The organism is Bradyrhizobium sp. IC3123 (assembly GCF_020193625.1).
Taxonomy (GTDB): Bacteria; Pseudomonadota; Alphaproteobacteria; order Rhizobiales; family Xanthobacteraceae; genus Bradyrhizobium; species Bradyrhizobium yuanmingense.
On record NZ_JADYVF010000012.1, the window covers coordinates 167204 to 192458 of the forward strand.

The following is a 25255-nucleotide window of genomic DNA, read 5'->3' on the forward strand; positions in this document are numbered from 1 at the left end:
CATCAAATTGGGTACGAGTGACCCGACAACTTTCGACTATTGTTCTGTTGCCTTCCTCGCTTGTCCGATTGACGACGCGATGTCGAAAGCCCGACATAATCAAGTATCCGGACAGAAAGTCGATGAGGCTCTCTCACGAGTTTTCGCAACAGCATGGCTATCGCCATTGTGTCTCGATTAAACCAGATCAGCGCAACATTATCGCTCGCATGGTCGAAAACGCAGGCCCTGACATCGCCGTCTCGGTGGTGAGTCGGAAGACCTCCAGCGCCTGTGCAAGAGTCACGTGAGGCTGACTTCCCATCAGAGTCTCGGCGCGGCGATTGCACGGAATGGATACTCCAATTCGCAAGACTTAGGAGAACCTCATGCGTTCTGCGCCCCACTTTTCGATCCACAAGGAGCTCAGCACCGTTCGGCACCGGTATCGCTCCGCTCGCGGGTACCGATCCTATCTCCGAAACCGGAGGAAATTCGGTCGCAAATTGTCGGCGTCTAGAAGGTGGGGTAGTTCGGCAAAGCCAATGCAACAATCCAAAGGATGGCTAACGCCTGAGCGGCGGAAGCATGTTCGCGACGTGAAATCGTTATTGAAGTGCTTTAGCGCCAATTTACACGGGTACTGCGCACAGGCTTTGGGCATCAAAGATGATGCGTAGCAGAGGGCAGATCGGCAAGAGTCCGGGGCGTGGTGCAGACCGCAACTCTTGGCTTGCCCGACTTTCAATGCTCGTTCTCAACCATTTTGATCAACATGCCCGTCATCCTTTTTGATGCTGAAAAACCCTGCACCGCCACTGATCGAGGGAACCAAGAGTTATGGGACGTGTGAGCGAAAAAGTCATTTTGGTAACCGGCGGGGCTCGAGGAATGGGGGCCGCTCATGCGCGCCTGCTGGTAGCCGAGGGCGCGAAAGTCGTGATCACCGATACTCTTGACAATGAAGGACCGACTTTCGCGGCCGAACTTGGCCCATCCGCGATCTATGTGCGTCAAGACGTCGCCGAGCCAGGGGAATGGTCCCAGGCGATCGCAGCTGCGGAGGGCAAGTTCGGCGCGCTGCACGGCCTCGTCAACAATGCAGGCATCGCGAGTATGGCTCCCATCGAGCGGTTCCCGCTCGAGCAGTGGGAGAAGACCCTGGCTGTCAATCTCACCGGTGTATTCTTGGGAATGCAGACTGCCCTACCTGCCATGCGCCGCGCGGGCGGAGGCTCGATCGTCAACATCTCGTCGGTTGAGGGGCTGAGGGGTAGTGCTGGGCTTCACGCCTATGTTGCTTCCAAGTTCGGCGTGCGGGGCATAACGAAGTCCGCTGCCTTGGAGGCCGCCGCGTCCGGCGTTCGCATAAACTCTATCCATCCGGGCTTCATCAACACTCGGATGACAGAGAACATCGATCTTTCCGGTTTTCCAATTCCGCTCGGGCGGCCAGCCGAGCCGCAGGAAGTGTCACAGGCAGTCTTGTTCCTGCTTAGCGACGAGTCCTCTTATCTTACCGGCTCCGAAATCGTCGTCGATGGCGGTCTGACGATCGGCGTCCCGCAGAAGTGTCAGGCGGTCGAAAACATCTTCTGACTATCAGCGGACGGATTGTCACATCAAACGAGATGGAATGTCGCGATGTATTACACCAGTGGAAATTACGAAGCTTTTGCTCGGCCCCGCAAACCCGCCGGCGCGGACAGCAAGACAGCTTGGTTCGTTGGTTCGGGGTTGGCTGCGCTCTCCGGCGCGGCCTTCTTGATCCGCGACGGGCAGATGCGTGGCGACCGTATTACCATCCTCGAACGACAGACGGTTCCGGGGGGGCGCGTTGGACGGTTGTCAGGATCCGAAAAGCGGATTCGTGATTCGAGGTGGCAGAGAGATGGAGGATCATTTCGAGTGTCTCTGGGATCTGTTTCGTTCGATCCCATCGCTCGAACTTGAAGGCGCCAGCGTGCTCGATGAGTTTTACTGGCTGAACAAGGATGATCCGAACTACACACTACGGCGGGCGACGGTGAAACAGGGGCAGGATGCCCATACCGATGGCCTCTTCACACTGAGCGAACAGGCCCAGAAAGAGCTGATTGGCCCTTTTTCTTGCCACCCGTAAGCAGATGGAGACCAAGCGCATCGACGAAGTGTTCGGGAGAGATTTCTTCAACAGCAATTTCTGGCTCTATTGGCGGACCATGTTCGCCTTTGAAGAATGGCATTCGGCCCTCGAGATGAAACTTTATCTGCATCGATTCATCCACCATATCGGCGGCCTGCCGGATTTCAGTACGCTGAAGTTTACCAAATACAATCAATATGAATCGCTTGTTCTGCCGTTATCCAAATGGCTGTTGGCGCAAGGCGTCAATTTTCGCTACGGGGTCGTAGTCACCGATATCGATTTCGACATAAAGCGTGGACGCAAGCAAGCCACAGCCATTCGCTGGCAGGAGAATGGCATTGAGGGCAGTCTCATTATTGGCGCCGACGATCTTGTTTTCATGACGATCGGGTCGCTGACCGAAAGCTCGGACATGGGGGACCATCACACGGCCGCCAGGCTCAACGAAGGACCGGCGCCCGCCTGGGATCTGTGGCGGCGTATTGCGGCCAAAGATGCGGCCTTTGGACGCCCAAATGTCTTTTGCGGCAATATTCCTGCAAGCAAATGGGAATCGGCGACGTTCACGACCCTGGACAAACGCATTCCAGCATACATCCGCAAGATCGCCAAACGCGATCCGTTCAGCGGCAAGGTTGTCACAGGAGGCATCGTTACGGTGAAAGATTCGAGCTGGTTGCTCAGTAGGACCACAAATCGCCAGCCGCATTTCAAGCGCCAGCCCAACGATCAAGTCGTCGTCTGGGTCTATTCGCTATTCGTCGATAAAGCCGGCGAATACGTGAGGAAACCGATGCAAGATTGTACGGGCGAGGAAATCACGCAAGAATGGCTTTATCACCTCGGTGTACCGGTTGCGAGTATACCGGAACTCGCCGCTGGGGCCGCCAAGACGGTCCCGGTGATGATGCCCTACGTCACTTCCTTCTTCATGCCGCGGCAGGCGGGCGATCGGCCAGATGTTGTGCCGAAAGATGCGGTCAATTTCGCCTTCATCGGCCAGTTCGCGGAGTCGGGTGAACGGGATTGTATCTTCACGACGGAATACTCCGTTCGGACCGCGATGGAAGCCGTGTATATCCTCCTCAAGATTGAACGTGGAGTGCCCGAGGTATTCAACTCGACCTATGATATTCGCAAGCTGCTTGCAGCAATGGCTAGACTGCGCGACGGCAATGAAATTGAGGTCCCGGGACCTGCGTTCCTGCGCGAGCTCATTCTAAAAAAGATTGAAGCGACTGAGCTTGGCGAACTACTGAATAAATATCACCTGAGTTGATTAAGGCGCGGACGCTGCGGGCGACCGTTCGCTCGGATAGAGAAGCGCTGTCCTGCGCCGTGACGGCTCGGACTCGCCAAGGCGCGGATCAAACGTTCGCGCCGATCTTCCAGGCAACCTTTAGGCGTACTCTGGAATTCGGTGTTCTTTCGGCTTGATGTTATTCTCGCCACACGCATCCGATTAACCTCTTGCCACGAGGTGAGGGCGAAACTAGCTAGTGGCTCGTCACAGTGATTTTGATGGTTTGATACCGGCCAGCTTAGGATCGGCAAGTTTTCTGGCGGCGCGAGGATTTCGATGCTTCTGGGGATGCAGGATTCGGCGGGTGGCCGTCCGAACATGTGCGAATAGGTATAGATGAACGCCAGATAATGGCCCTGCTTCTCGGTAAAGCGTGCGCCTGGTTTTTGACTCATGGATCGATTCATCCGTGCCTCCTTAGTCGTCCGTGAAGAACGGGTAAGGGGCTGATCTGGAGTCGCTTTTTTTCCGGCTGCGTCGACTTTGTGGTTGCAGGCTTTGACAGTGCGGTAGCTCGGAACCTGCAATTTGCAGTTTGAGATTCCCTCGAATCGCACGGCATGATTCGGCGCTCGTATCGGGAGGAGCCGATGCGACCGAAGAAGCCGAAGGCGACGGAGGAAGGTGATCTGTTCCGGGCCAGGCTCGAGCAGATCATCTCCTGCACGAGCGCCGGATCAAAGTCGATAGCGACTGCTGCTGACTTTGCCGTCGTTTGTCCCTGTTGCGTTGCTTGGCCTCGGCGAGCTCTCATGCGCTTGACCTTGCCGATGATGGCGTTGCGAGATACGCATCGCCACCCCTCGCAGACACCGAGTGGCCCGCGCTCCACATGCATTGCAGAAGCGACACGTCCTCAGAATCCCATGCCGATGTGGCTTGATTGACCATCGTTCGTCATCGTCACGAGCACGAGTCGATGGTCGTTTTGATTGTCGCCAAAAGCAGTGCGTGTCGATGTTTACGCTTGTTCGCCGCTATTCGATGTTCGGAAAGGTTTTTGGCTGCGACGATCGGCCTGCCTTATAAAATAGGCAGACGAACGTGTATTTATGCCTGCGGTTGCATCGTGTCCGGAAAGTTGATCCGCTTACGTTCGCTGCTGTTGACAACATGCGTTAACGGCGTTGCAATCACCAGCACGACAAACGGCGGTGAGTTTACCAACTAACAACAGCAGCTAGACCACGACGGCGTTACTGCTCGCACACGGCTACTAGCGTGGGTACCCGAGCGTTTGCGCGGAAGGATGGGCCATGCAGTCGATCCCTTGCTAGGTGTCGTCGGTGCCGGGGATCGTGCCGTTCTCGGAATACTGCCAGAGCTTCCGTTGCCGCGAAGCCGACGTCTCCGGAGGTGACGATGCTGACGTCGACTCGAGTTCAACCATTTCAACAGCGACGATGCAAACTTGGTCGCTTGGATCAGCCCTGCGGGCAGCAGGCCGCCGGAGCCGCCGCCGCCGCCGCGCATGGTCGAGCAGCGCCTGGACGGCCTCGTGCAGATCGCCGAGCGGGGCTCAAACCCACCTTCGAGAAGGTCGTTCAATTCGAGCCGCAGCATCTCGTCATCCCAATCGGTGCGTCGAAGGCCTCGAAGAGACGCGACCAAGCGCGAAGCTCGAGACAATACCCGAGAGTGTACCAACAGCAACGGGACAGCTCGCAGAGATGGAAGCAAAAGTAAAAGATCAAACAGCGTCATAGCAAGTCCGCCGATCTGGAAGCTAAGCGCGCGCTGAACCGCCTGAAGGAGGTTGACCCGGAGGGATATGAGGCCTTCCTTCGTAAGCGTGAGAACTGCGGGGACACTGGCGGTTTCGGCCCGGCTGGACGGGCGAGGCCATAGTCACCACCACATTCCTCGCCGTCGCATTCGCACAACTTTGGCGCGTCGCCGCCATGCGCGGCAGCCGCTCCGGTACCGTTGTCAACGAGTTCACGCGCAATCCATGGGTCTGGCTGCGCTCGGCCTGTACGGCCCTCTGCTCGCAGTCCCTCTCTACTGGCCGCCGATGACAGAGGTCTTCCACGTCTGCCACCGACGCTCACGATGTGGAGCATTGTCGCGGGCTACAGCCTGACGCCGATGCTGCTAATTCAGGTCAGCCACGCCGTCATCGTGCTTGCAAAACGAAGCCGTTAAATGGTAGCCGCGTTGCTTGGCTCGAATTCGCCGTCTGCATCATCGTGATCGGCGTGGCCGGATGTATGCTCATGGTCATTGCGCCCTACGGAGGCCTGATCTCCGAGTGCGAGCCTATTGCCCTCAGGCGCCCGGCCGATTCCGTTCGCTCGCGTTCCCGCGGATTACAGCCCCCGATCTCCCACAGCGGACCCAACGTCACTGCAAATTCGATCGCGAGGATGGGATGGCGGCTCGAACAAGAGCTCGTCCGAACGCTCTAGATGTTCTTGTTATGCGGTCAAGTTCGCCCATTCCACAGACCACCGATTGTGACGTCAGAAAGAATAGTGATCGCGTCTCAAGGACGTCAACAGCGGGGGTAAGCCTACAAGATCATGTAGTTGTAGTATTACTGTTTGCACGGCTCTCTGCTGGAGGCCGTTCGCTGACACGGGGGAGCCATGTCGACAGTTGCCAGCGCAATTCGGCGCCTTTGGTGGCGACGCTTTCTTGTTCTTCTGGCGATCATCGTGATCATTGCTTTGATCGCAGTCATGACCAGCTCCCAGCTTGGCGCGACAATCGAAGCTCTGACGCCGCCTGGTCTCCCTGAACCGGTTTCCGCGAGCGAGCAGGTTTCGCTCGATCAGGGCTGGAACGCCGAAGACGCCGATCGATTCCATCATAAAGCCCAGGGCACGCAGACCTTACCGATCCCGCTGTCATGGTTTCTCGCCCTTGAAGCGCCGCTGAACTCGCCTTTCGCTATGCCCTTTTTCAAACGAGAACGGTTTTCTGACAACCGCTATTTACTGCGGTTTGGATTCATAGAGTCTGCCGAAAGCGAGAACAATGAGTACGGTTTGCCGATCGGCTTTGCATATTCGCCGTTTCAGTCGATCCGCGGGCTTTCGCGTAAGGAGACTGCCGTTGGATTGACCTGTGCCGCGTGCCATACCGGCCAACTGATCTTCAAAGAGAAGCGCTATGTCATTGAAGGCGGCCCCGCCGTGACCGATCTCGGTCAATTGACAAATGCGCTCCGCGCTGCGCTCGCACAGACCGCTTTGTCGGCAAAGCTACCCTTCTTCGACGGTCGCTTCGGGCGGTTCGCGAAGCGCGTTTTAGGAACCGAGTACAGCGATCTTACACGCGTCCAACTGTCCAAGGAGCTCGATGGAATACTTGGTGCTCTGATCGATCAGCCCGCTGGGATCGACGTCACGGAAGGGTTTACCCGCCTCGATGCGCTCAATCGCATCGGCAACCAGGTGTTCGCACTCGACCCCAAGCGCTACGGCAACTACGTCAACCTCAACGCCCCTGTCAGCTACCCGCACATCTGGACATCGTCATGGTTCGATTGGGTGCAGTACGACGGCTCGATTATGCAGCCATTGGTGCGCAATGCCGGCGAGGCGATGGGGGTTTCGGCGGAGCTCAACCTCACCGCCCCGCCCAAGGGGGGACGTTTTGCCAGCAGCATCCCCTTCGATAATCTGCACTGGATCGAACAACAGCTCGCTGGAAAGGACCAGCCGCTGGTGGCGAAAGCCTTCACCGGACTGAATGCGCCAGCCTGGCCCGACAGCTTTCCTGCGATCGACAAAGCCAAGGCCGCCGTGGGAGCCCAACTCTACGACAAACATTGCAGCGGCTGCCATCTTCCAGCGCTGACGCCGGACATCGTGCACGGCAAGGCCCCGGACGCGGAGTTCTGGAAGAACTTCGGCCCTATCCGCTGGCGCGGTCGCGATGGGCAGGAGAAGCAGACAAGGGAATCCGTACTCAACGTCAAGATCATCAAGCAAAGCCATATCGGCACCGATCCGGCCCAGGGCGACGTGCTGCGCAATCGCACCGTGGACACCGCCGGCAGCGAACTGGCCAGGGCGGGCCAGAGCAGCCCAGGACTCGGCCTCGACATCGATGTCTGCCAACGGAAGGCTGACAACACGCTGGATACGATCCACCTCTCGGACCATGCGATGCAACTCTACGCGCTTGCGCTCGGCGCCGTGGTCCAATCCGGCATCGACGAATGGCTTCGGTCGACCGGGACGGTCCAAGCGGAGATCGAAGGCGATCGGCCGAACTGTCTCGCGGCAGGTTTCGGCTATAAGGCGCGTCCGCTGAACGGCGTATGGGCGACTGCCCCGTTCCTGCACAACGGCTCGGTGCCGACGATCTACGATCTGCTCAGCCCGGTTGCGGAGCGCCCACAAGTCTTCCTGCTCGGTGAGCCCAGCTTCGATCCTGTCCGCGTCGGTATCGTGACACGGACGGTCGCTCCTGAAGGCAGGACCTACGACAGCAAGGGCTACTTCATCATCGATACGTCGAGGCCCGCCAATCGCAATACCGGCCACGAATTCTCGAACGAGAAGCATGAGGGCGTCATTGGCCCTGCGCTGTCTCCGGAGGAGCGCAACGCAATCATCGAGTTCCTCAAGTCGATCTGAAATTGATTGGGTCAGCTCCAACTGGAGCAGTAGCGAAGACCATCTCGCTCCCGCAGGGGGAAAGGTGGACGAAAGCCCGGATCGACCGACCAGGCGAAGCTTTTCTTGAGTTAGGGTGCGGCAGCAATGGCGGAACAGAAACAGGGGCCGGCGGCGAAGTTCCTGAAATGGATGATCGCCAAACATCCGGATGCATTGTTCGCATTCATCCGGCGCGTCAGGCCCAACCTGGCGTTGGGCGCCGCGGGGCCGGTGTTCATCACCCGCTTCCCCGACGTGCAGGAAGCGCTGAGCCGCCCCGACATCTTCAACGTCACCTATGCGCCGATGATGGACCCTTCGGTCGGCCCCTTCATGCTCGGCCGCGACTGCACCGAAATAAACCAGCGCGACAAGGGTATCATGCGCGCCTTCATGCGCATGGAGGATCTGCCGGCAATTCGCCAGAAGGTGCGCAGCCTCGCCAATGCGTCTGTCGAAAAGCAGATCTATACCCAGAACCAGATCGACGTGGTCAGCACGTTGTCGCGCCTGGTGCCCATTCAGCTGACCCGAGAATATTTCGGCTTTCCCGGCCCCGATCTGGCCTCGATGTTCCGCTGGTCGCGCGCGACGCAATATGACATGTTTCACAACCTGGACAAAGATCCGAAGGTGCACCAGGACAACATTGACGCTGGGCAGGAGATGCGCGCCTATCTGACACAACTGCTCCCGCAGCGGCGCGAGCAGCTGAAAAATGGGGCGCCGCTCGAGGACGTGTTCAGCCGCCTGCTGAATAGCCATTTTGACGATTCGATCGGCTTCGCCGACGAACGCATTATTACCAATATGATGGGCACACTGGTCGGCGGGATTGAGACCACATCGGCGGCCATCGTGCAGCTGCTCGACGAGTTGTTCAAGCGCCCGAGGATCCTGAAGGAGGCCATCGACGTCGCCAGCAGCAACAACGACCATCTGATGTATCGCTATTGCTGGGAAGCGCTGCGCTTCAACCCGATCAATCCGTTCGTGGTGCGCCACTGCCGGACCGATTACCGGATAGCCAAGGGCTCGCTGCGCGCGACGACAATCAAGGCCGGCAGCACGGTGCTGATCTCGACCCGGTCGGCGATGCGCGATGGCTTGCAACTGCCGGCGCCGTCCAACTTCGCGATCGACCGGCCGGAGTCGGTCTACATGCATCTGGGCTACGGGATGCACACCTGCCTCGGCGACCAGATCAGCCGCATCCAAGTTCCGGAAATCGTTCGCCGCATCCTGCAAATCCGGGGCGTCCGTCCCGCCGCGGAGATTGACTACGCAGGAGGGCCGTTTCCAGAGCGTTATCCCATCACCTACGACACGCCCGTCTGAAGGCCGGACTTCCCAGCAACGAGCCGCGAGTACCGATCCGGCCGCTGGCGTGGCGGCCTCTGGCGTCAGCACTAGGTCGTTCGTCGCGAAGTCTCCGTCACGCGATGCGCGTGAGATGCGTGAGGCAATAATCAATCGTGTCGGTGGTGTGTTCCGCTTGCGAAACACATCAATAGATGAGAGGCAGAGCTTCGCATGCGCGGCTACTACATTGGCTTACCGAGGAAATGGTTTAAGCGAACGGAAGCCGTACGCTGAAGCGGGCCTCGGCAACCGGCAGTTATGCACGAACATCGCGCAATCAGCGCAACAGCAATGATGCGCTCAAACGGCACCTGCAGGATCACCATTACGCGCGACGCCGACGACTACAAACAGCGCATAGCATCGAGCGCTGCTTCTGCTCGCTGATACACTCTTTCGACGCTTGGCACCCGTTATGACAGGCGAATAGGACAGGCGAACCGTCAATTTTACCGGCTTCTTTCATCGATCTCGCGGCCGCATTGGTCTGCGGTTGCACGCGTTTCCCCGTAGCCGCCCGGATTGGCAAGTGTTGGAACACGGGAACACGGGAACACGGTGTTCTACTGAAAGAACACCGGCTGATGTATTTTATACTAAACTGTCTTTTCACTAAATTCCGGTGGCGAGGCTGCGGGACTGCATCGTCTCGCGGCCCCATTGATTTTCGCTGTTCAGGTCCGGGCGAGTTCCTCCACCGAATTCCGACTCTTTACTCCCAGAAGGGGTAGGCGCTTCGATCGCCCGTTGGCATTCAAACGCGTCAAACTCGGGCCGTCGGCAAGTCCTCGCTGGACAGCATTCCGGAGTATGTTGTCGTGGAGTGCACATGGCTGCTGCCAACCTGATCGACAGTAGCGACGGCGATCGCACGAAAACGCGCTCCGCATCGAACATGGTGCGTGGTGTTTGACGTCCCAAGATGGCTGGAGTTCTCCCATCGAGACAGCTTCGGCCGAGCTTGTTTGGCTTTCTGGCTCTGCCAAAGGCCAGAGCCAGACTGATAAGACAAAGTCGGCTCGCTGTCGCGCGCGCCATGGAAAACTGCCCCCTCGACGTCACGAGGAATTGCCCCCTCCTTGGATAGCCGAGGAGAGAGCGAATGAACGAGGAACGAATCAAAGGCTTGTCGTGGAGTAATCCACGGGGGCAGGTGATGAATACGCCAGATGACGTGGCGGAGATGTTGCATCTGAGGGTGTGTGGGTGAGGTCTAAAGCGGATTGCGCGCCAGCTGGGCTGCAGACGGTGAAGGACTACGTGGCGCGGGTGGGTGTAGCCGTTCAAGTCGCCTGAGCGGGCGAAGCGGGTCATGGCCTTGAAGGCTGGCTGCGCGAGAGGTTCATTCGACATCGCGGCAATGCGGATGCGGTCCGTCACGACCTGTTGGCCGAAAACGGCTTGGCGGTCAGCCGGCGAACGCTGCGACGCGCCGTGCAACCCTACCGCCAGGCACTGAAGGCCGAAGCGCTGGCGACGACCCGGTTCGAGACGCCCCCGGGGCGGCAGCTACAGATCGACTTCGGCGAGCGTCTGGTCGATATCGGCGGGGCGAAGGTCAAAGCATTTGTGTTCGTGGCGACCCGCGCCGAAAAGCAAGAGCACTGGTTCGCTGGGCTCGAGAGCCATTCACGACCTTCGATGGCGTGCCGGAGGAAGTGCTGAAGGACAATCCACGCGCGCTCGTGGTGCGCCACGGCAGATGAGCCGGTCGGTTCAGTTTAACGACAAGCTCATCACGTTCGCGAAGCATTGGGGCTTCCGTCCTCGCGCCTGCGCACCGTATCGGGCGCGCACAAAGGGCAAGACGGAGAATGGCGTCCGCTACGTGAAGAAGAACGTGATCGCGGGGCATTCCTTCGCGAGCTGCGAGGCATTCGAGACGCATCTCGCCGAGTGGGAGGGCGGGGTGGCGAACGTACGTATCCACGGCACGACGGGCGTGGCGCCGATCACTCGCTTTGCGTGTGACGAGGTACACCGTGACGGTCGCGGCTGGCGAGGTGCGCATCCGCCATGGCATGCGCGAGGTTGCAGTCACAAGCAATCGGAGGATCGCCGGCCGCGGATCGTCGAGTTCGCCCACCTCGACGGGGTTGCCTGTCGCGATGGCGCGGTCTGCCAACCAGCAAGCGCGACACCGACAGTGCCGGCGCCTTCACCACTGCCTCGTTGTTACGTCCTCTTGCCGAATACGAAGCTACGATCGGAGGGAGCTTCTGATGGTGCGTACAAAGAAGGTCACCGAAGCACCAATCGATTGGCTGGGGGCCATGCTGGCGCGCTCGCAGCTCTCCCATCCGCGACCAGCTCGACCACCTGCCCGACGAGACGGCGCGCGTGAACCTGTCGGCGCGTGAGACGCTGATCCTACTGTGCGAGCGCGAGGTCGTGGCGCAAGAATCATAGGCGCAGCCGTCGATCGACCGAAGCAGATCCGCGACCTGGCCGCGTCACGTTGGATCGCCAACGGCGAGAACGTGCTGCTGCTCGGCGCGCTCGAGTCAGGTTCATGCTGCCCATCTCGCTACCCCCTTGGAGTTGAAATCTTTTTGACCCGGATCGCCAGACGATGGCCGCCGGAACCGCCGCGCCCTTGACTTGGGGATGTTCCAGATCAACCGCTTTGACCATCCACGGTGCGCCTTTGCACAGCTGCTGCGCAGGCAAGCTCTGTTCTTCGATCAGACGGCGAGCCGTCGAAGGACTGACTTTCAACGCAGCTGGGCGCGCTCGTCCTCTCGGTAGGCCGCTATGGCGTGTTGGTTGCGCAGACTGCGAACGCGGACGCGGGCCCAACTGTTGCCACGCCCTGTCGACCTACTGGCGCGGTTGAGAACCGCGGCGATGGTGCTGTCGGGCATCTGACGCGCGAGGACACGAACGAGATCGACCACATCCGCCGCGGTGCTCGCCGGTGCGGTTCCTCCTCACCTGCAATGCCGTGTGATCGCCGCCATGCCAGTGGACAATCAAGTCCAGCACCTCGTCGTGGATGCGCACAACGATCTCATTGATCAAGCTTCGGATGATCCTGTTGCGCGTCGCAGCTGTTGCACCCGGACTTTCCCAAGCTCTCTTGAGTTCGGAATCAAGCGCAAGTAACCGATCGCGATCGATGTCGCTCAACGTCATCTCCGGCGTAGCCAACAACGTGTTGCGCTCGCCCTCAAGCTCGCGGACAGCGACCAGGCGTTCGTTCCAGCGCCGCTCCAGCTCGCCGGCAACAAGACGATTGTCCGAATCGACAGCCTCGTATCGCCGACGAGCGCGAGTTGCCTCGTAGCGTGCCTGCTCCAGAGTCAACTCGAGCTGACGCAGCTTGTCGGCGTGTTCACGGCCGCGCGCTTCCATGGCCGCCAGCGCCGCCTGTATACCCAGCGGCTGCAGCCGCGCGATGACCTCCGCGCTGATCGCGCGATCCGCGCGCAGACCGCCTAATGAGATGCACGGGTCTCCACCATGGTTGATCTGGCTACCGCGGCAATGATACCGCCCGACAGTACTGTGCGTACCGCTGTAGGTAACGTGAAGTTTGCGGCCGCAGTGGCCGCAACGAAGAACCCGCGAGCAGGCCTTCGCCGCTGCGAACCGAGCCTCGACTCATGAAGCTTTTTCCGTTGGCGTTGTCGGTGATCAGGCCCTGATTCTTCTCGAACTCCGCCCACGTAATGTAGCCCTCATGGTGGTCCTTGATCAAAACCTCCCAGTCGTTGCGCTCGCGCCGGAAGCCCCGCACGATCCTCTTGCGGCCGGCCTCGATCGTCACCCGACTGCCCGAGCGCCCGAAGACATAGGCGCCAGCATAGGCGGGATTGGTCAGGATGTGGTAGATCGTATTGTACACTGGCAACTTCCATTCGACGTGGCGGCCCTCGGGGCCATGGCCGCCCCCCGGGCAAAGTGATTCGCTCCTGCCGTAAGCAGAGGTGGACCTGGCGCGGTGTCTGCATCTCGGCAAACTTGGTGAACACGAGTGCGAGCGCCTCCTGAATGCGCCGATCAGGGTCCTTGTCGATCCGATCGTTGGAGACCTTGAGATAGCCGATGGCGACGTTGAGGAAAAGCTCACCCCTGCGTGCCTTCTGCTCCAAGGCTTCAAGCGAGCGTTGCCGAACGATAGACAGCTCCATCTCGCTCATCGTGCCTTTCATGCCAGCAGAAGGCGATCGTTGGGATGGCGAGGATCGTCGACGCCATCCTCATCGACGATCAGTGTTCCAACGAGCCCGTAGAACTCCAGGAGCGTATGCCAATCCCTGCCGTTGCGCGCCAGCCGAGAGGCCTCACTCGAGACCACAGCGCCAACTTGCCCTTCGCAAATGGCGGCGAGCAGCTTCTCGAAACCGGGACGCGCGGTGCCGCCACCAGAGCGACCGAGTTCGTCGTCGATTACGGCCACCTCGCTCCAGCCCAGCTGCCGGGCAAGGTCGGCCAAGCCGTACTAGCGGCGCTCGCTCTCGCGGTTGTTGATGACCTGGTCTGCCGTCGACTGGTGAACGTAGACGACGGCCCGGCGAGCAAGGTGCTCAGGCGTGATATTGCTCACCGCCGTCCTCCCGGTTTCACGTCATGTGCCTCGACTGCGCTGTCGGTGAGCGCTTCGCTCAGAATCTCCTTTAACAGCTCGAGCATTTGCTGTTGGGCTTCGATTGGAATGCTGCTGTATGTCGGATGGCTCTCAAGCAGATCCCCCTGACGACGTGATGCGTCCGCCATGACGGCCTCCTCGCGAGTTGGACGATTCCCTGGAAGAGGAGGCTAAGAGCGCGTCGACAAGAAGACGCGCCTCCAGTAGACGATCCACCGGAAGCTGCGGATCAGCTTTGAGATGGAAGGAAGCGGCGGCGGGAGCCGCCATCCATGCCGGCAGCAGCGTTAAGGTGGCGTCAGGTTGTCTGATAACAAAATGCGTCTCACCCCCAAGCCGCTTGCAGGAGACAATGACGACTGACGCTCCGCATCGCGGATGGAACGGGTAAAGGATCTCCAGCTCAGATCCCAGACACCCGGCATTATGACGCTGGTCCGCCAGGCGTCGGCAAGACGCACCTGTCGATTGCTCTCGGGCGAGAGGCGATCCTGGCCGGGTACACGGTGCAGTTCACCACGGCAAAGACGCTGGTCGCGGGCCTCGCCAAGGCGCACGGCGAGCGGCATCTGGACGAAAAACTGCTCGCGCTGTCGAAGCCAAAGCTACTAATCGTCGACGAACTCGACTACCTGCCCCTGAACCCGACGCTGCGCATCTGTTCTTCCGGCTGGTCAGTCGCCGTTACGAAACCGGCGCCATGCTGATCACGTCGAACCGCAGCGTTGCCGAATGGGGCACCGTGTTTGCCGATCCCGTGGTAGCCACCGCGATCCTCGACCGGCTCCTGCACCACAGCCACGTGCTGACGATCCGCGGCGACAGCTACCGACTCCGCGCCAAGAGCTCATCAAACCGCCGACCGCCGGTGACGGCCGTCCGGTCGGCTCCGCCTCCCTCCGTCCCGTCACCGGCGGAAGCGACCATCAAACGTCCGATGGTGGGGCAGTTCTTCATGACGAAAAGGGGGCAGTTCCGGATGGCGTTCGACAGACTATGCTCAAGGTTGAACCCGGGCCAACTCAGCATCAAGGGCGGATAGATCCCTACCCATTCTGGGGAGGTCTTCGCTACATTGCCTTCTGATATGCTGCCCCGGCGACTACAGTTTTCCAAGACAGAACGAAACAACATGACTCACCACGTGGATCTCGGACCTGGTGTGGCAAGCATACCAGCGCCAAGAAATCTTCCAAACCGTTCCGATCAGGGAGTGAGTTGGAACAAGACCTATGAAGCCATCAACGCTTGTGGCCAAAAACCTCTTTTACGAGAATTACTCGCGCAACTACGCCAGCCTGCTGTCTTTCCCACTATCGCAAGGATCGCGGCGGATACAACTGACCTGGGCGTCAAGTTCGACGACGGCACGACAGCAACGTTTTCGCTCGATAGAGCTAACGCCGTTGTGCGAGCGATCGACACGCCTGACGATCAATCAAGGCACGAAAGCTCTCGCGCGATCCCAAGTTGCGTTGTTTAGTAGGTCGACGGCGGCAGCGTCGTGGTATCCAGTCGCGTTGCCTTGATCCGACAATCGCGAATCGCGGCGATGATGCGCCGAGAGTTGTTGGACACAAGAACATCAAGGAGCGCGGACAGCATGCGATAATTGGAAAGCCGCTGTACTACGCATATGAGTCTCGCAGACGAAAGCTCTCTCTGCCGGTGACCGCGGACACGACGTTGGCAATGGAGGTTTCGCACTTAGTATGTGTTTTGACCAAGAAACTTACGAGAACCGCTCAATACGAGACGAGGTGATGATTCCTTGCCTAGTCTGGACCTCGACGCGCGACACTTGGCTAGCTGTTTGCTCGTGCCGGAGCCCGGTTCAGGCAGCCATCGCCCGATGTTCGCCATGCCCTGACTTCTTCGCACTTGCAATCTCAAAGGCGTCCTCATGTCATTCCCTTCGCGGACGGTTGCAGGCTGCCGAACCGTGTCGACCTTGAGAACGTCGGAGCTTCCTTTGGGAAGGGCGGGGCGGGTTCCAGATAGGGCGTGGAAGCGCAGAAGCTCGCCAGGAATATGTAGATCCAAGCATTGCCGACCAAGGAGCCTTCGTCCGAAGTGGCCGTCAACGTCAGCCGTCTGAGACAGGCGGAGATCTCGGAAGGAAACCAAATGCACCCGGCGGGTCCCCGTCGGTGCATCCATTCCGCTCACCGTCAGACGCGTCGATGCCATGCTCCTCCTTGGAAGGCCAATGCCAAAACAGAGCCCCGAAAACGGCATCATGACAGAGGAATCAGATATCAGATCTGCGAACGCAAACATTCGTGCAAGCACTGTCTGGACCATTGTGCTCGGCTTTGCCGCGGATCCGTTGATGCGTTGGAGTTGGCCTGACCCAGGGCAATACCTTAGGAGCATGCCTCAGTTCATTGACGCCTGTGGGGGCCGAGCATTTGCACATGGCACAGCCTACGTCGCGGGAGAGATTCGTGGCGCGGCCCTGTGGCTGCCTCCCAACGTGCAGCAAGATGAGGAGGCATTGGATGCAATCATGGCGCTATCCCTGCGCCCGGAGATTACCGAGGATATGGCACACTTGCGGCGGAGAATGGCCGAACATCGTCCCCACGAGCCACATTGGTATCTGCCACTCATTGCCGTCGATCCGAACTGGGTCGGAAAAGGGCTTGGCACGTTGCTGATGAACTACGCCCTTCAACGATGCGATGAGGACGGCATTGTTGCCTACCTCGAAAGCTCGAACCCTGAAAACATTCCCTTTTACCAACGTCACGGCTTCAAGGTCGTTGGTGAGATACAACACGGTTCGTCGCCGCCGCTCACGCCAATGTTGCGAACGGCTTCATTCCCACCCAGCAAGGCCGCGCCGCCGGATCGGCTCTCCACCCAGACTCAAGCATAGCTCATCCCGTTAGGATTGATTGCCAATAACCTGACATGACCGCGTTCGGTCAGGACGGCTTATGTTCGCGGCCAGACAACTGAGCACGTGAGGCGGCTCGCCCGGCCTGCGAAAAGCATACGAATCGCCTCTTCGGCAAAGTTGGCACGTCTGATGTGAGAGCTGGCGGGGTCAAATCCACTAAGCGTGGGACATTGCCACGGGCGGCTGCATCGATTGCGGTCGGGCTCCAGACAATTTTTGATCTAAGGGCCACAGAAAGCGATGAATGGCGACACGCGTATGGCTACCGAAACCCGATCCGGCCCAACTCAATTCGCGGACCGCGAACCGATCGATGCCAACATTCAGGATGTCCAGGGTTGCTGTTCCCCTGTTGGAGAATTTGCGACGCCACTTCCAAAGGCTTGAGCACATCTTGGCCGATCGCAGGCGCTCGGTCGTCGAGCGCACCTTTGCGTGGCTCGGCAGATGTCGGCATCTCTGCAAAGACTTCGAAGGTTCCGCCGCTACCGAGCTCGCCTGGCCGATCGTCGCCCATCTGAGGCTCCTAACTCGCCGATTGGCCAGGCCTTGAGACATCTATGCTTTTTGAGTGAGGCTCTCAGGACAGGCGCTCGGCGAATTTCGAACCTCGACCTCGGGGCTGCTCCAACTGGTTAACTTGACTGTGCCGTCTTGACGAGTCTGGGCAACGGCTTCTATATGTGGTGTCGTCTTGGTTTTCAATTCGCATATATGGTGGCACGGAGTTAAGGGGAACCCATTGTGCCGGCAGCGGCTATTCCGAGGCATTAGCGCGACAGCGCTGGGAAGACCCGCGAGCCAGGAAACCTACCGCGACAGAACCCATGTCCTCGGGCGGGGTGCCCGGTGGGTCGCTTGCAGCCGAGGACATTGGCCGGGTCTCCTCGCAAGTCGTCCGCACGGTCCCAGCCCCCAAATATCACGGGGTTGCCGATGTCGGCGTCTTACGATTTCGATCAGTATGGTCATCTCATTGAGCTGCCGAGTGTGCGGCAGCCCTCAGCGCAGGCAAAGCCTACCACACCTGAACTGCGTCTTGTGCAGCCCCCAGCATTGCCGGCTCCCCTGCCGAGGCCCCCCGCGCGATCGCCAACTCCGTCTGACCTTTCGCTCGATCGGTCGCGCGACGACCTGCTGACCTCGTTTGGTAGGCTGACGCTGACCGACCGCTATCTGCTCGCCGGCGAAGGCCTCCAGGACATGTTCGCCCGAGTGTCTTGCGCCTTCGCGGACAATGTTGCGCATGCCCAACGTCTATATGATGCGATGTCTCGGCTGTGGTTCATGCCGGCCACACCGGTGCTCTCCAACGGCGGCACGACGCGCGGCCTTCCGATCTCGTGCTTCCTTAACTCAGTGTCGGACTCGCTCGAAGGCATCGTCGGCACCTGGAACGAGAACGTCTGGCTTGCTTCCAATGGCGGCGGCATCGGCACCTACTGGGGTAATGTTCGCTCAATCGGCGAGAAGGCGAGGGGCGGCGTCACCTCGGGCATCATCCCGTTCATCCACGTCACGGACGGCCTCACGCTGGCGATCAGCCAGGGCTCGTTGCGGCGCGGCTCGGCGGCGGTCTATCTCGATATCCACCATCCCGAGATCGAGGAGTTCCTCGAGATCCGCAAGGCGTCTGGTGACTTCAACCGCAAGAGCCTCAACCTACATCACGGCATCAACGTCACCGACGAGTTCATGTGTGCCGTGGGCGCCGGCACCGCATTCGCTCTGCGCAGCCCGAAGACTAACGAGGTTGTCCGCGAGATCGATGCCCGCCAGCTGTGGCAACGCATCCTTGAGAACCGGCTGCAGACCGGCGAGCCTTATCTCTTGTTCATCGACACCGTGAACCGTGCGCTCCCCAAGCACCAGCGCGAGCTCGGCCTCAAGGTCTCGACCTCCAACCTGTGCAGCGAGATTACCGTGTCGACCGGCATCGATCATCGCGGCGAGGAGCGCACCGCGGTGTGCTGCCTGTCGTCGCTCAACCTCGAGACCTGGGACCAGTGGAATGAGGAGCCCGGCTTCATCGAGGACGTCATGCGCTTCCTAGACAACGTGCTCACGCACTTCATCACGGTGGCGCCGGACGGAATGAAGCGTGCCCGCTACGCCGCCCTGCGCGAGCGCTCCGTTGGCCTCGGCGTCATGGGCTTCCACTCGTTTCTCCAGGCCAAGGGCATTCCAATGGAGGGTACCCTGGCCAAGTCATTCAATCTGAACATGTTCCGAAAACTTCGTCGCGATGCCGATGCGGCATCCGTGGCGCTCGCTCGCGAGCGTGGCCCGTGCCCGGATGCCCTGGAACGCGGCGTGATGGCGCGCTTCAGCCCCAAGATCGCAATCGCGCCGACCGCCTCGATCAGCATCATCTGCGGCGGCACCAGCGCCTGCACTGAGCCGATCCCGGCCAACATCTACACCCACAAGACGCTATCCGGCGCCATCTCGGTGCGCAATCCGCACCTCGCTAAGGTGCTGGCCGCGAAAGGCGCCGACACCTCGGCGACCTGGGAGTCGATCATCGCGCACGACGGATCGGTCGCCCATCTCGACGTCCTGTCGGAGCACGAGAAAGCGATCTTTCGCACCGCCTTCGAGATCGACCAGCGCTGGATCGTCGAGCTTGCCGCCGACCGCGCCGCGTTGATTTGCCAGAGCCAGTCGATCAACCTCTATCTGCCGGCCGACGTCGATAAGTGGGACCTCCACATGCTGCACTGGACGGCGTGGAAGCGTGGGGTGAAGAGCCTCTACTACTGTCGATCAAAGTCGATCTCGCGCGCGGCGTTCGCCGGCAAGATTGCCGGGGATGCAACGCCGACGCAGCAGCCGGCGCGGCAGCGCACCGACTATGAGGAGTGCCTCGCATGTCAGTGATCGATCTGTCGCGCGCCGATCCGCGCACGTTGATCGGCAAGGGACGCGTCGGCCTCCTTGACTCGACCGGCAGCTACGACGTCGATCGCTATGCCTGGGCTTACGAGTTCTGGAAGCGCCAGCAGCAGACCCACTGGATGGGCGAGGAGGTGCCGCTCGGCGCCGACCTCAACGACTGGGCTTCGGACCGCGTCACCGACAGCGAGCGCGCGCTGCTCACCCAGATCTTCCGTTTCTTCACTCAGTCGGACATCGAGGTCGGCGACAACTATTTCAAGCGGTACATTCCGCTCTTCCAGCCACTCACCGTCCAGATGATGATGGCCGCTTTCACTAACATGGAGACGGTTCATATCGACGCCTATGCCCTGCTGCTCAAGACGCTCGGTATGCCTAAGACCGAGTTCGAGGCATTCCGCGGCTATGCGCAGATGCGCGCCAAGGCGGACTACATGCACGAGTTCGGCGTCGACAGCGTGGCGGATGTCGCCCGTACCCTGGCGATGTTCGGCGCCTTCACCGAAGGCATGGCCTTGTTCGCCAGCTTCGCCATGCTGCTGAACTTCCGACGCCACAACAAGATGAACGGCATGGGACAGATCGTAAGCTGGTCAGTGCGCGACGAGAGTCTCCACTGCGAGGGCATCATCAAGCTATTTCACGAATGGCACCGCGAAACCGGCGCGGTGACGCGCTCCGTCCGCGACGACATTGTCGACGTCGCCAAGACCATGGTGAAGCTGGAGGAGAACTTCGTCGAGCTCGCCTTCGGTCTTGGCAAGATCGAGGGCATGCTGCCTGGGCATATCCACGCCTACGTCCGCTACGTCGCCGACTGGCGACTGGCCCAACTCCGGATTGCCCCGGTCTTCGGCTTCTTCGAGGCGAAGGAGGGCGGGTTCACCCAGCTCAAGGCGCATCCGCTGCCGTGGCTCGTCGAGATTCTCAATGGCGTCGAGCACGCCAATTTCTTCGAGCAGCGCGCCACGGAGTACTCCAAGGCGGCGAGCCGCGGCAGCTGGGACGGCGAAGACGGGGTGTGGGCGACTTTCGGCCGTATCTAGCCCATTTTATTCATGCTAGCGGCATTGACAGCGGCAGGCGCCGGTAGTCGTCGCCGTCACCCGCCAGCATGACAAAGGCATAGAACCGGACCTCCTCATCGTGGCGTCTTGATTGCAGCGCGACAAAACCGGACACACAGATGGTTTGTTGGGTTAAGCCGGTACATGCGCTCCATTGCTGATGGCGGCTAGGGTTTACAGTATTTCCGCAGGTCGGTGAGGTGGGTCTCATGAAGTAAATCAGCGCAACACGGCTACGCCCTTGAGCAGACGAATGTTCTCGATGATCGCCACGGCCGCCCCCCTCGTAGGGCTAGAGGGGATTACTATCACGCAATCGGAAGTTGTAAAGAGGGCAACCCTGTCAAAGGGGGGCATCTTCATTGCAGCCCGGTCGGATCAGGCAAACCGATTTGTTCTTCATCCCCCTTCGCGCTTGATTTCGTCGCCGACCCACTGACGGTCTTCCTCGGCCGTGGCTTCGCGGAGGTGATCTACTACGAGCAGACGCTGGCAATGCGGCTCGGATGACAGCCGCGTTTCTGTCCTAGCACAAGAGTTCCGCTTCAGCGCTGCCGATCCACCTCTGGAGATTTTGCATCCGCTCTCCGAGGCGCTCCCAATTGATCCGCGCCAGCGGGGGTTCGGCAGGCTGATCGGGCGCAGAGATCGGCAGCGACGATGACGCAAGCCATCACGTCGTCGACGTTATGTCCCACCCTCGCACGAGCGCCGCTTCGACCGCTCGTCGGCCTTTCGTCCGAGGTGGCCAGTGCGGCCGACCGGAACGATTGTAATCGATGACCTGTGTCTCCCTAAGCGAGGGCCGGGTTAACTACGACGGTCGACAAAACTATTTTTTGCCTCATCATTCTCCGACGGCCGGAAAGCCGACGGTGATGCAGGTGGAGGCACGGGGCCGGGAAATCGGCGCAGCCAGCCACTAAGCGGCTGGCGTTCGACCACGGCAGCACGCTTGAGTTCGCCGCGATCTTCGCCGTGGCGCTGCGTCATAACCAGATCAGCCAGATTCCTTTGAACCACGCCTAACCAGCTCGAGCCGATGTACCGACAAGAAGCCGATAGCGCCATTGATGCGAGTCCCTGTTGCCAAGGTTTCTATGCCGCGATGCGGCTCAGATATTGGTGCGAACCCGCGCCATTTTGGCGAAGATCGATCAATAGGTCGTGGCGATCACGCCACCCCACCGGTAGTTCACACGGACCAAGCCGATATCGACGTCCTGACCGATACGGGCAGTCCCTGCAAAAGTGCCCACCGGAACACCCACGAGTCCGGGTGAAAAAAAGAAATCCACATCCCGACGACCCATGAACAGGTGGTCGTATTCAACGCCGATGGACCAGTTCGGAGCAAAGCCAAATTCAAGGCCCGCCCCTACCGTGCCGCCCCAACGAGTTTCGCTGCCGTTGTCGATAGTGAGCCCCGTCGCAAAATCGGAGACCCGGTATTTGTCACGGACGACTGCAGCCCCACCTCTTACATAGAGCAGCACGTTATTCCAGGCATAGCCGACTTGGCCCGTGAACAGGCCGAATGCATCAAGCGTGGAGTCATCCCGGACGCCTGCGAAAGCAACGTTCGCGTTGGAGCCCTTGAAATCGGCCCAATTGCCCTGCGCCTCCAGACCGAACACCGAGTTCGCTATTTGCCAGCGGTAGCCGATTTGACCGCCGACCGTGCTTCCCGTCGCATGATGGCACCCCATGCCAACGGGCGGAGCGACGACCACGCCGCCGGCGTTGACCACGTCCCAGCACTGATGCGCAGAGCCGCCACCGCCATTGATGCCGACGTAGAAGCCGCTCCAATCATAGATCGGAATGACCACCGGAGGCGCTTTGACGTAGGAGCGCGCAGCCAGATCAGCGGCTGCGGCAGGCGCGGCCAGCGCGATGAGGGCTACCGTGCCCGCCAGCAATTTTTTCATTCTTCTGAACCCCAGTTTCGAATTCGACGCCCCCGACGGGGTATTGACGACGATTGGCACGTTTCCGCCACCTCCATCAACTGCAAGGGTTGGTAGTTGACGGGGTCGCAAGCGCCGCCTGAGCGGCCGGTCGATGGGCAAAGTGCATGTCGGGTCGGTCGCGGATGCTGTCCGCCGACTGTTGATTAAGTGGCATGACCCGAAAATGTCTAATCGCGGTTACCCCTCCTGCGCGCCCTTCGAGCACATCAGCATGACAAGAGTCAGCCTCGACAGCGAGTCAGTTTCCTGATTGCAGCTGCTCCGCGTGTCCTCGTTCCGGCCGTATCGACCGTTCGTCGGCCATTGGATGCAAGTGTTCCCGCTTACGGCGAAGCTTCGACGGACGAGCCGCATTCCTCCACTTCGTTCCGGGCGGACGATGCATCCGCAGTAAGACGGAGGCGTGTGTAGGGGCCAGCGATAAGGCTCGGCGGCGCCGCATCGAGTTAAGAGTCAAGAATTTCTTGCTGCGGCTGGCCTTCTCGATCACGGGCTGTACCCTCGTCGATACATAAAATTTGAGCCGCGAAACGGGCCGAGCGACATCCCGAGAACTGGCTATTCCAGGAGCTCTCACAGAACTCCCAGCCGAGTTCGGGATTGAACGACCGCGCTCGGAGCGGCCGACTACGGCACCTCCCTGAGACCCGAGATGTTGATCTGGAGACGCCATCGGAAGTATCCCAGCACCAAGCAGGCCTTGTTCAAGACCATGAAGTTCAGATCGCAAGCCGCCACGCCATCGGCCAGCACTTGGCTCTGCCAGAAATGGTCGTGGATGCTTTGGTTGCCCGGCTGCAACAAATTCTCGAAGTTGGGCGTCGCGACGGTCAAGGCTCGGCGCAAGACAAGCTCAAAGGGGGAAAGGACATCAGCGTGTTCCTGCGCGATCCCATAAAACACGACGATATGCTCTCCTCTCAAGGCCAGGGCATTTCCACGGATGCGCAGACGGACGCCAGGCCTGACGGCCAGATCGAGATGGCCGTCATTGCTCCCGAGTGGCCCGCCATCGCGCGCGGCCAGGACATAGAGATGCTCACTGTGGACGCGTACGGGCGCATCAGGAGAGACTGACATTCGGATACCGTGACAGCAGCGTCTCGGCGTCGACGATGATGAGAACGGCAACGTGAGACTCGGAGCGCTGGCTCTTGGTTGAGGGTCTGTCTTTGGCCATTGCTGTTTCCCTTCCTCCCGACCGTGGGATGCTCGGCAACCGCGGAGCTTGCCAAGTGCTTGGGCCGACCGAACTGGATGGTGCTGACGGCGGATCGGTCCCATTGCGAGAGCGACGCGAAAAAAGCGACAGCTGTCGAGAAGGCCGATCCGCCAGGGACGATGGGTGAGGTCGGCACGCCTCCGGACCATATTATGCCACCTCGGAGTCGAGGGGGGTGGGATCATGGCCGTTCCCCGCTGCGCGGTTCCTTCGACGCCTTGATGATCATCCGCATCAATTGTGGATGCTGATGAACGGATCCCACGAAAAGTATCCCAGCGCGCTGCAATTGCGATCGACGACCATGAAGTTGAAATGGTAGGTAACTCGTCCGATAGCCAAAGTTTCCGAGGACCAATAGTAATTGGCGATCGTCTGACATGTCGGCACGGACGGATTGCTAGGATTGGGATGCGCGAACGAGGCCTCCGCCTTCCGCGGGGTCGGCGTCGAGATCAGCTCGTCTCCTACGTTTCCGATGAAGCGGTAGAAGATCACTGACTTCTCGAATCCAAGGGAGAGGCTGGTCTCGCGCCAACGAATCAAATCCCCGACCTGGGCCTTCAGGTCGAGCTCGCCGCCCGCTTGCCCACTGATCACGTTGTCCTGATTTGTGATCATGTAGACATGGCGGAAATCAATGAGAGTGGGGCTGTCCGGTCTTTTGCTCGGATTCGAGTACTTCTGAAGAATGGATTCCGTATCAAAGGCAACAAGAACGTCTGTGACTCTGGATATGATGCCTCTCCATTGCAAAGAGGAATGTTCGGCTTTCGCCGAGCTCAACCCATCGCCGTAGACCATTGCGATGGCTGATAACGCCGTTTGTTGGATTGCGCTGCTTCGACCGGTTCATCAGGATTTGGCTGCGGCCGCCGAGTAGGCTTGAGCTTTCGTGAGCGGCCGATTCGCGTGATCATAGGATGATTTCTCCTCAGGCCGCGCGCATTGCAGGAGACCTGCATTTGCCGTGCCAAAGGAGAGGGAATCACTTGGAGAGCGACAGGATGGCGCTTTAGCTGCCATGTCGCATGTCTAAAATCGACCAATGCGGACCGCGATAATTTCCCGAGAGCAATCAGCCATCCGGCCCACAACTGTTTCCTCTTTCCCACACTCGATAGGGGGCTCGTTCACCACAGGCACTATGCAACACGGGCAGAAGCCTCACGATGTCGAGGGCGTCGTCACTCCCCATCTCGATTCTGGAGCGCTCA

Annotated in this window: 19 protein-coding genes and 3 pseudogenes; 13 read left to right on the plus strand and 9 right to left on the minus strand. The window is 59.7% G+C overall.

The features are described 5' to 3' along the window. Positions 1-819 precede the first annotated feature (819 nt). Genes I6F20_RS30205 through I6F20_RS30210 form a run of 4 tightly spaced genes read left to right on the plus strand, consistent with a single transcriptional unit; the run spans position 820 to position 3386 of the window. On the plus strand, positions 820-1578 hold the full coding sequence (locus tag I6F20_RS30205; RefSeq protein WP_225129181.1) for a glucose 1-dehydrogenase: 759 nt from the start codon (positions 820-822) through the stop codon (positions 1576-1578). Between the two features lie 45 nt (positions 1579-1623). After that, on the plus strand, positions 1624-1932 hold the full coding sequence (locus I6F20_RS38440; RefSeq protein WP_518513075.1) for an oleate hydratase: 309 nt from the start codon (positions 1624-1626) through the stop codon (positions 1930-1932). Then, complete coding sequence (locus I6F20_RS38445; RefSeq protein WP_518513076.1) at positions 1850-2101, plus strand: oleate hydratase; 252 nt, start codon at positions 1850-1852, stop codon at positions 2099-2101. Before I6F20_RS38440 ends, I6F20_RS38445 begins: the two co-directional genes overlap by 83 nt. Then, positions 2076-3386 carry an oleate hydratase gene (locus tag I6F20_RS30210; RefSeq protein WP_518513077.1) on the plus strand — a complete coding sequence of 437 codons (1311 nt, stop codon included), beginning with the start codon at positions 2076-2078 and terminating at the stop codon, positions 3384-3386. Before I6F20_RS38445 ends, I6F20_RS30210 begins: the two co-directional genes overlap by 26 nt. Here the strand turns inward: I6F20_RS30210 and I6F20_RS30215 are convergent. After that, on the minus strand, positions 3374-3817 hold the full coding sequence (locus I6F20_RS30215; protein WP_225129183.1) for a hypothetical protein: 444 nt from the start codon (positions 3815-3817) through the stop codon (positions 3374-3376). The genes I6F20_RS30210 and I6F20_RS30215 overlap by 13 nt on opposite strands. 2181 nt (positions 3818-5998) lie before the next feature. Between I6F20_RS30215 and I6F20_RS30220 the strand changes: the two genes are divergently transcribed. From I6F20_RS30220 to istA, 3 genes and pseudogenes are all read left to right on the plus strand, one after another. Next, positions 5999-7999, plus strand: a complete 2001-nt coding sequence (locus tag I6F20_RS30220; protein WP_225129185.1) for a c-type cytochrome — start codon at positions 5999-6001, stop codon at positions 7997-7999. A 126-nt stretch (positions 8000-8125) separates the two neighbouring features. After that, positions 8126-9358, plus strand: coding sequence for a cytochrome P450 (locus I6F20_RS30225; protein WP_225129187.1), 1233 nt, complete (start codon positions 8126-8128; stop codon positions 9356-9358). Between the two features lie 1126 nt (positions 9359-10484). Next, positions 10485-11605: pseudogene (istA, locus tag I6F20_RS38450) on the plus strand (IS21 family transposase). Positions 11606-12202: 597 nt separating this feature from the next. Here istA and I6F20_RS30235 read toward each other — a convergent pair. The 5 genes and pseudogenes from I6F20_RS30235 to I6F20_RS38455 form a co-directional block, all read right to left on the minus strand. Continuing rightward, positions 12203-12736 (minus strand): transposase, encoded by a 534-nt coding sequence (locus I6F20_RS30235; protein ID WP_225129191.1) that lies wholly within the window; start codon positions 12734-12736, stop codon positions 12203-12205. 334 nt (positions 12737-13070) lie between these two features. Beyond that, positions 13071-13454: pseudogene (locus tag I6F20_RS38220) on the minus strand (recombinase family protein); the annotation flags it as partial. 78 nt (positions 13455-13532) lie between these two features. Further along, positions 13533-13820 (minus strand): recombinase family protein, encoded by a 288-nt coding sequence (locus I6F20_RS30245; protein ID WP_225129194.1) that lies wholly within the window; start codon positions 13818-13820, stop codon positions 13533-13535. A 107-nt stretch (positions 13821-13927) separates the two neighbouring features. Further along, positions 13928-14101 (minus strand): hypothetical protein, encoded by a 174-nt coding sequence (locus I6F20_RS30250; RefSeq protein WP_157785360.1) that lies wholly within the window; start codon positions 14099-14101, stop codon positions 13928-13930. Then, positions 14064-14417, minus strand: a complete 354-nt coding sequence (locus I6F20_RS38455; RefSeq protein ID WP_518513079.1) for a DUF5372 family protein — start codon at positions 14415-14417, stop codon at positions 14064-14066. Before I6F20_RS38455 ends, I6F20_RS30250 begins: the two co-directional genes overlap by 38 nt. A 47-nt stretch (positions 14418-14464) precedes the next feature. Between I6F20_RS38455 and I6F20_RS38460 the strand changes: the two genes are divergently transcribed. The 6 genes and pseudogenes from I6F20_RS38460 to I6F20_RS30275 all read left to right on the plus strand — a co-directional run bounded on the left by I6F20_RS38460 (position 14465) and on the right by I6F20_RS30275 (position 20822). Further along, the gene (locus I6F20_RS38460; RefSeq protein ID WP_271581306.1) at positions 14465-14680 is read left to right on the plus strand and encodes an ATP-binding protein; all 216 of its coding nucleotides are present in this window, start codon (positions 14465-14467) and stop codon (positions 14678-14680) included. After that, the gene (locus tag I6F20_RS38465; protein WP_502219692.1) at positions 14674-15015 is read left to right on the plus strand and encodes an ATP-binding protein; all 342 of its coding nucleotides are present in this window, start codon (positions 14674-14676) and stop codon (positions 15013-15015) included. Before I6F20_RS38460 ends, I6F20_RS38465 begins: the two co-directional genes overlap by 7 nt. Before the next feature lie 1197 nt (positions 15016-16212). Further along, positions 16213-16854: a GNAT family N-acetyltransferase gene (locus I6F20_RS30260; RefSeq protein ID WP_225129255.1), complete on the plus strand. Its 642-nt coding sequence runs from the start codon at positions 16213-16215 to the stop codon at positions 16852-16854. A 430-nt stretch (positions 16855-17284) separates the two neighbouring features. Beyond that, positions 17285-17431 (plus strand): annotated as a pseudogene (locus I6F20_RS30265) (IS5/IS1182 family transposase); the annotation flags it as partial. 383 nt (positions 17432-17814) lie between these two features. Further along, entirely contained in the window at positions 17815-19758 is a 1944-nt protein-coding gene (locus I6F20_RS30270; protein ID WP_225129196.1) for a ribonucleoside-diphosphate reductase subunit alpha, read from the plus strand. After that, a complete protein-coding gene (locus I6F20_RS30275; RefSeq protein WP_225129198.1) occupies positions 19749-20822 on the plus strand; it encodes a ribonucleotide-diphosphate reductase subunit beta in 1074 nt (357 codons plus the stop codon). Before I6F20_RS30270 ends, I6F20_RS30275 begins: the two co-directional genes overlap by 10 nt. Positions 20823-22000: 1178 nt before the next feature. Here the strand turns inward: I6F20_RS30275 and I6F20_RS30280 are convergent. From I6F20_RS30280 to I6F20_RS30290, 3 genes are all read right to left on the minus strand, one after another. Continuing rightward, positions 22001-22774, minus strand: a complete 774-nt coding sequence (locus I6F20_RS30280) for an outer membrane protein (RefSeq protein ID WP_225129257.1) — start codon at positions 22772-22774, stop codon at positions 22001-22003. Positions 22775-23443: 669 nt separating this feature from the next. Then, complete coding sequence (locus tag I6F20_RS38470; RefSeq protein ID WP_225129200.1) at positions 23444-23896, minus strand: AidA/PixA family protein; 453 nt, start codon at positions 23894-23896, stop codon at positions 23444-23446. 376 nt (positions 23897-24272) lie between these two features. Further along, complete coding sequence (locus I6F20_RS30290; protein WP_225129201.1) at positions 24273-24842, minus strand: inclusion body family protein; 570 nt, start codon at positions 24840-24842, stop codon at positions 24273-24275. Between the last annotated feature and the right edge of the window lie 413 nt (positions 24843-25255).

Excerpts from the sequence above, each read along its gene's own strand:
- I6F20_RS30205 (WP_225129181.1), top strand. The coding sequence starts at position 820 with ATGGGACGTGTGAGCGAAAAAGTCATTTTGGTAACCGGCGGGGCTCGA.
- I6F20_RS38440 (WP_518513075.1), top strand. The coding sequence starts at position 1,624 with ATGTATTACACCAGTGGAAATTACGAAGCTTTTGCTCGGCCCCGCAAA.
- I6F20_RS30215 (WP_225129183.1), bottom strand. The coding sequence starts at position 3,817 with ATGAATCGATCCATGAGTCAAAAACCAGGCGCACGCTTTACCGAGAAG.
- I6F20_RS30220 (WP_225129185.1), top strand. The coding sequence starts at position 5,999 with ATGTCGACAGTTGCCAGCGCAATTCGGCGCCTTTGGTGGCGACGCTTT.
- I6F20_RS30225 (WP_225129187.1), top strand. The coding sequence starts at position 8,126 with ATGGCGGAACAGAAACAGGGGCCGGCGGCGAAGTTCCTGAAATGGATG.
- I6F20_RS30235 (WP_225129191.1), bottom strand. The coding sequence starts at position 12,736 with ATGGAAGCGCGCGGCCGTGAACACGCCGACAAGCTGCGTCAGCTCGAG.
- I6F20_RS30250 (WP_157785360.1), bottom strand. The coding sequence starts at position 14,101 with ATGGCGGACGCATCACGTCGTCAGGGGGATCTGCTTGAGAGCCATCCG.
- I6F20_RS38465 (WP_502219692.1), top strand. The coding sequence starts at position 14,674 with ATGCTGATCACGTCGAACCGCAGCGTTGCCGAATGGGGCACCGTGTTT.
- I6F20_RS30260 (WP_225129255.1), top strand. The coding sequence starts at position 16,213 with ATGACAGAGGAATCAGATATCAGATCTGCGAACGCAAACATTCGTGCA.
- I6F20_RS30270 (WP_225129196.1), top strand. The coding sequence starts at position 17,815 with ATGTCGGCGTCTTACGATTTCGATCAGTATGGTCATCTCATTGAGCTG.
- I6F20_RS30275 (WP_225129198.1), top strand. The coding sequence starts at position 19,749 with ATGTCAGTGATCGATCTGTCGCGCGCCGATCCGCGCACGTTGATCGGC.
- I6F20_RS30280 (WP_225129257.1), bottom strand. The coding sequence starts at position 22,774 with ATGAAAAAATTGCTGGCGGGCACGGTAGCCCTCATCGCGCTGGCCGCG.
- I6F20_RS38470 (WP_225129200.1), bottom strand. The coding sequence starts at position 23,896 with ATGTCAGTCTCTCCTGATGCGCCCGTACGCGTCCACAGTGAGCATCTC.
- I6F20_RS30290 (WP_225129201.1), bottom strand. The coding sequence starts at position 24,842 with ATGGTCTACGGCGATGGGTTGAGCTCGGCGAAAGCCGAACATTCCTCT.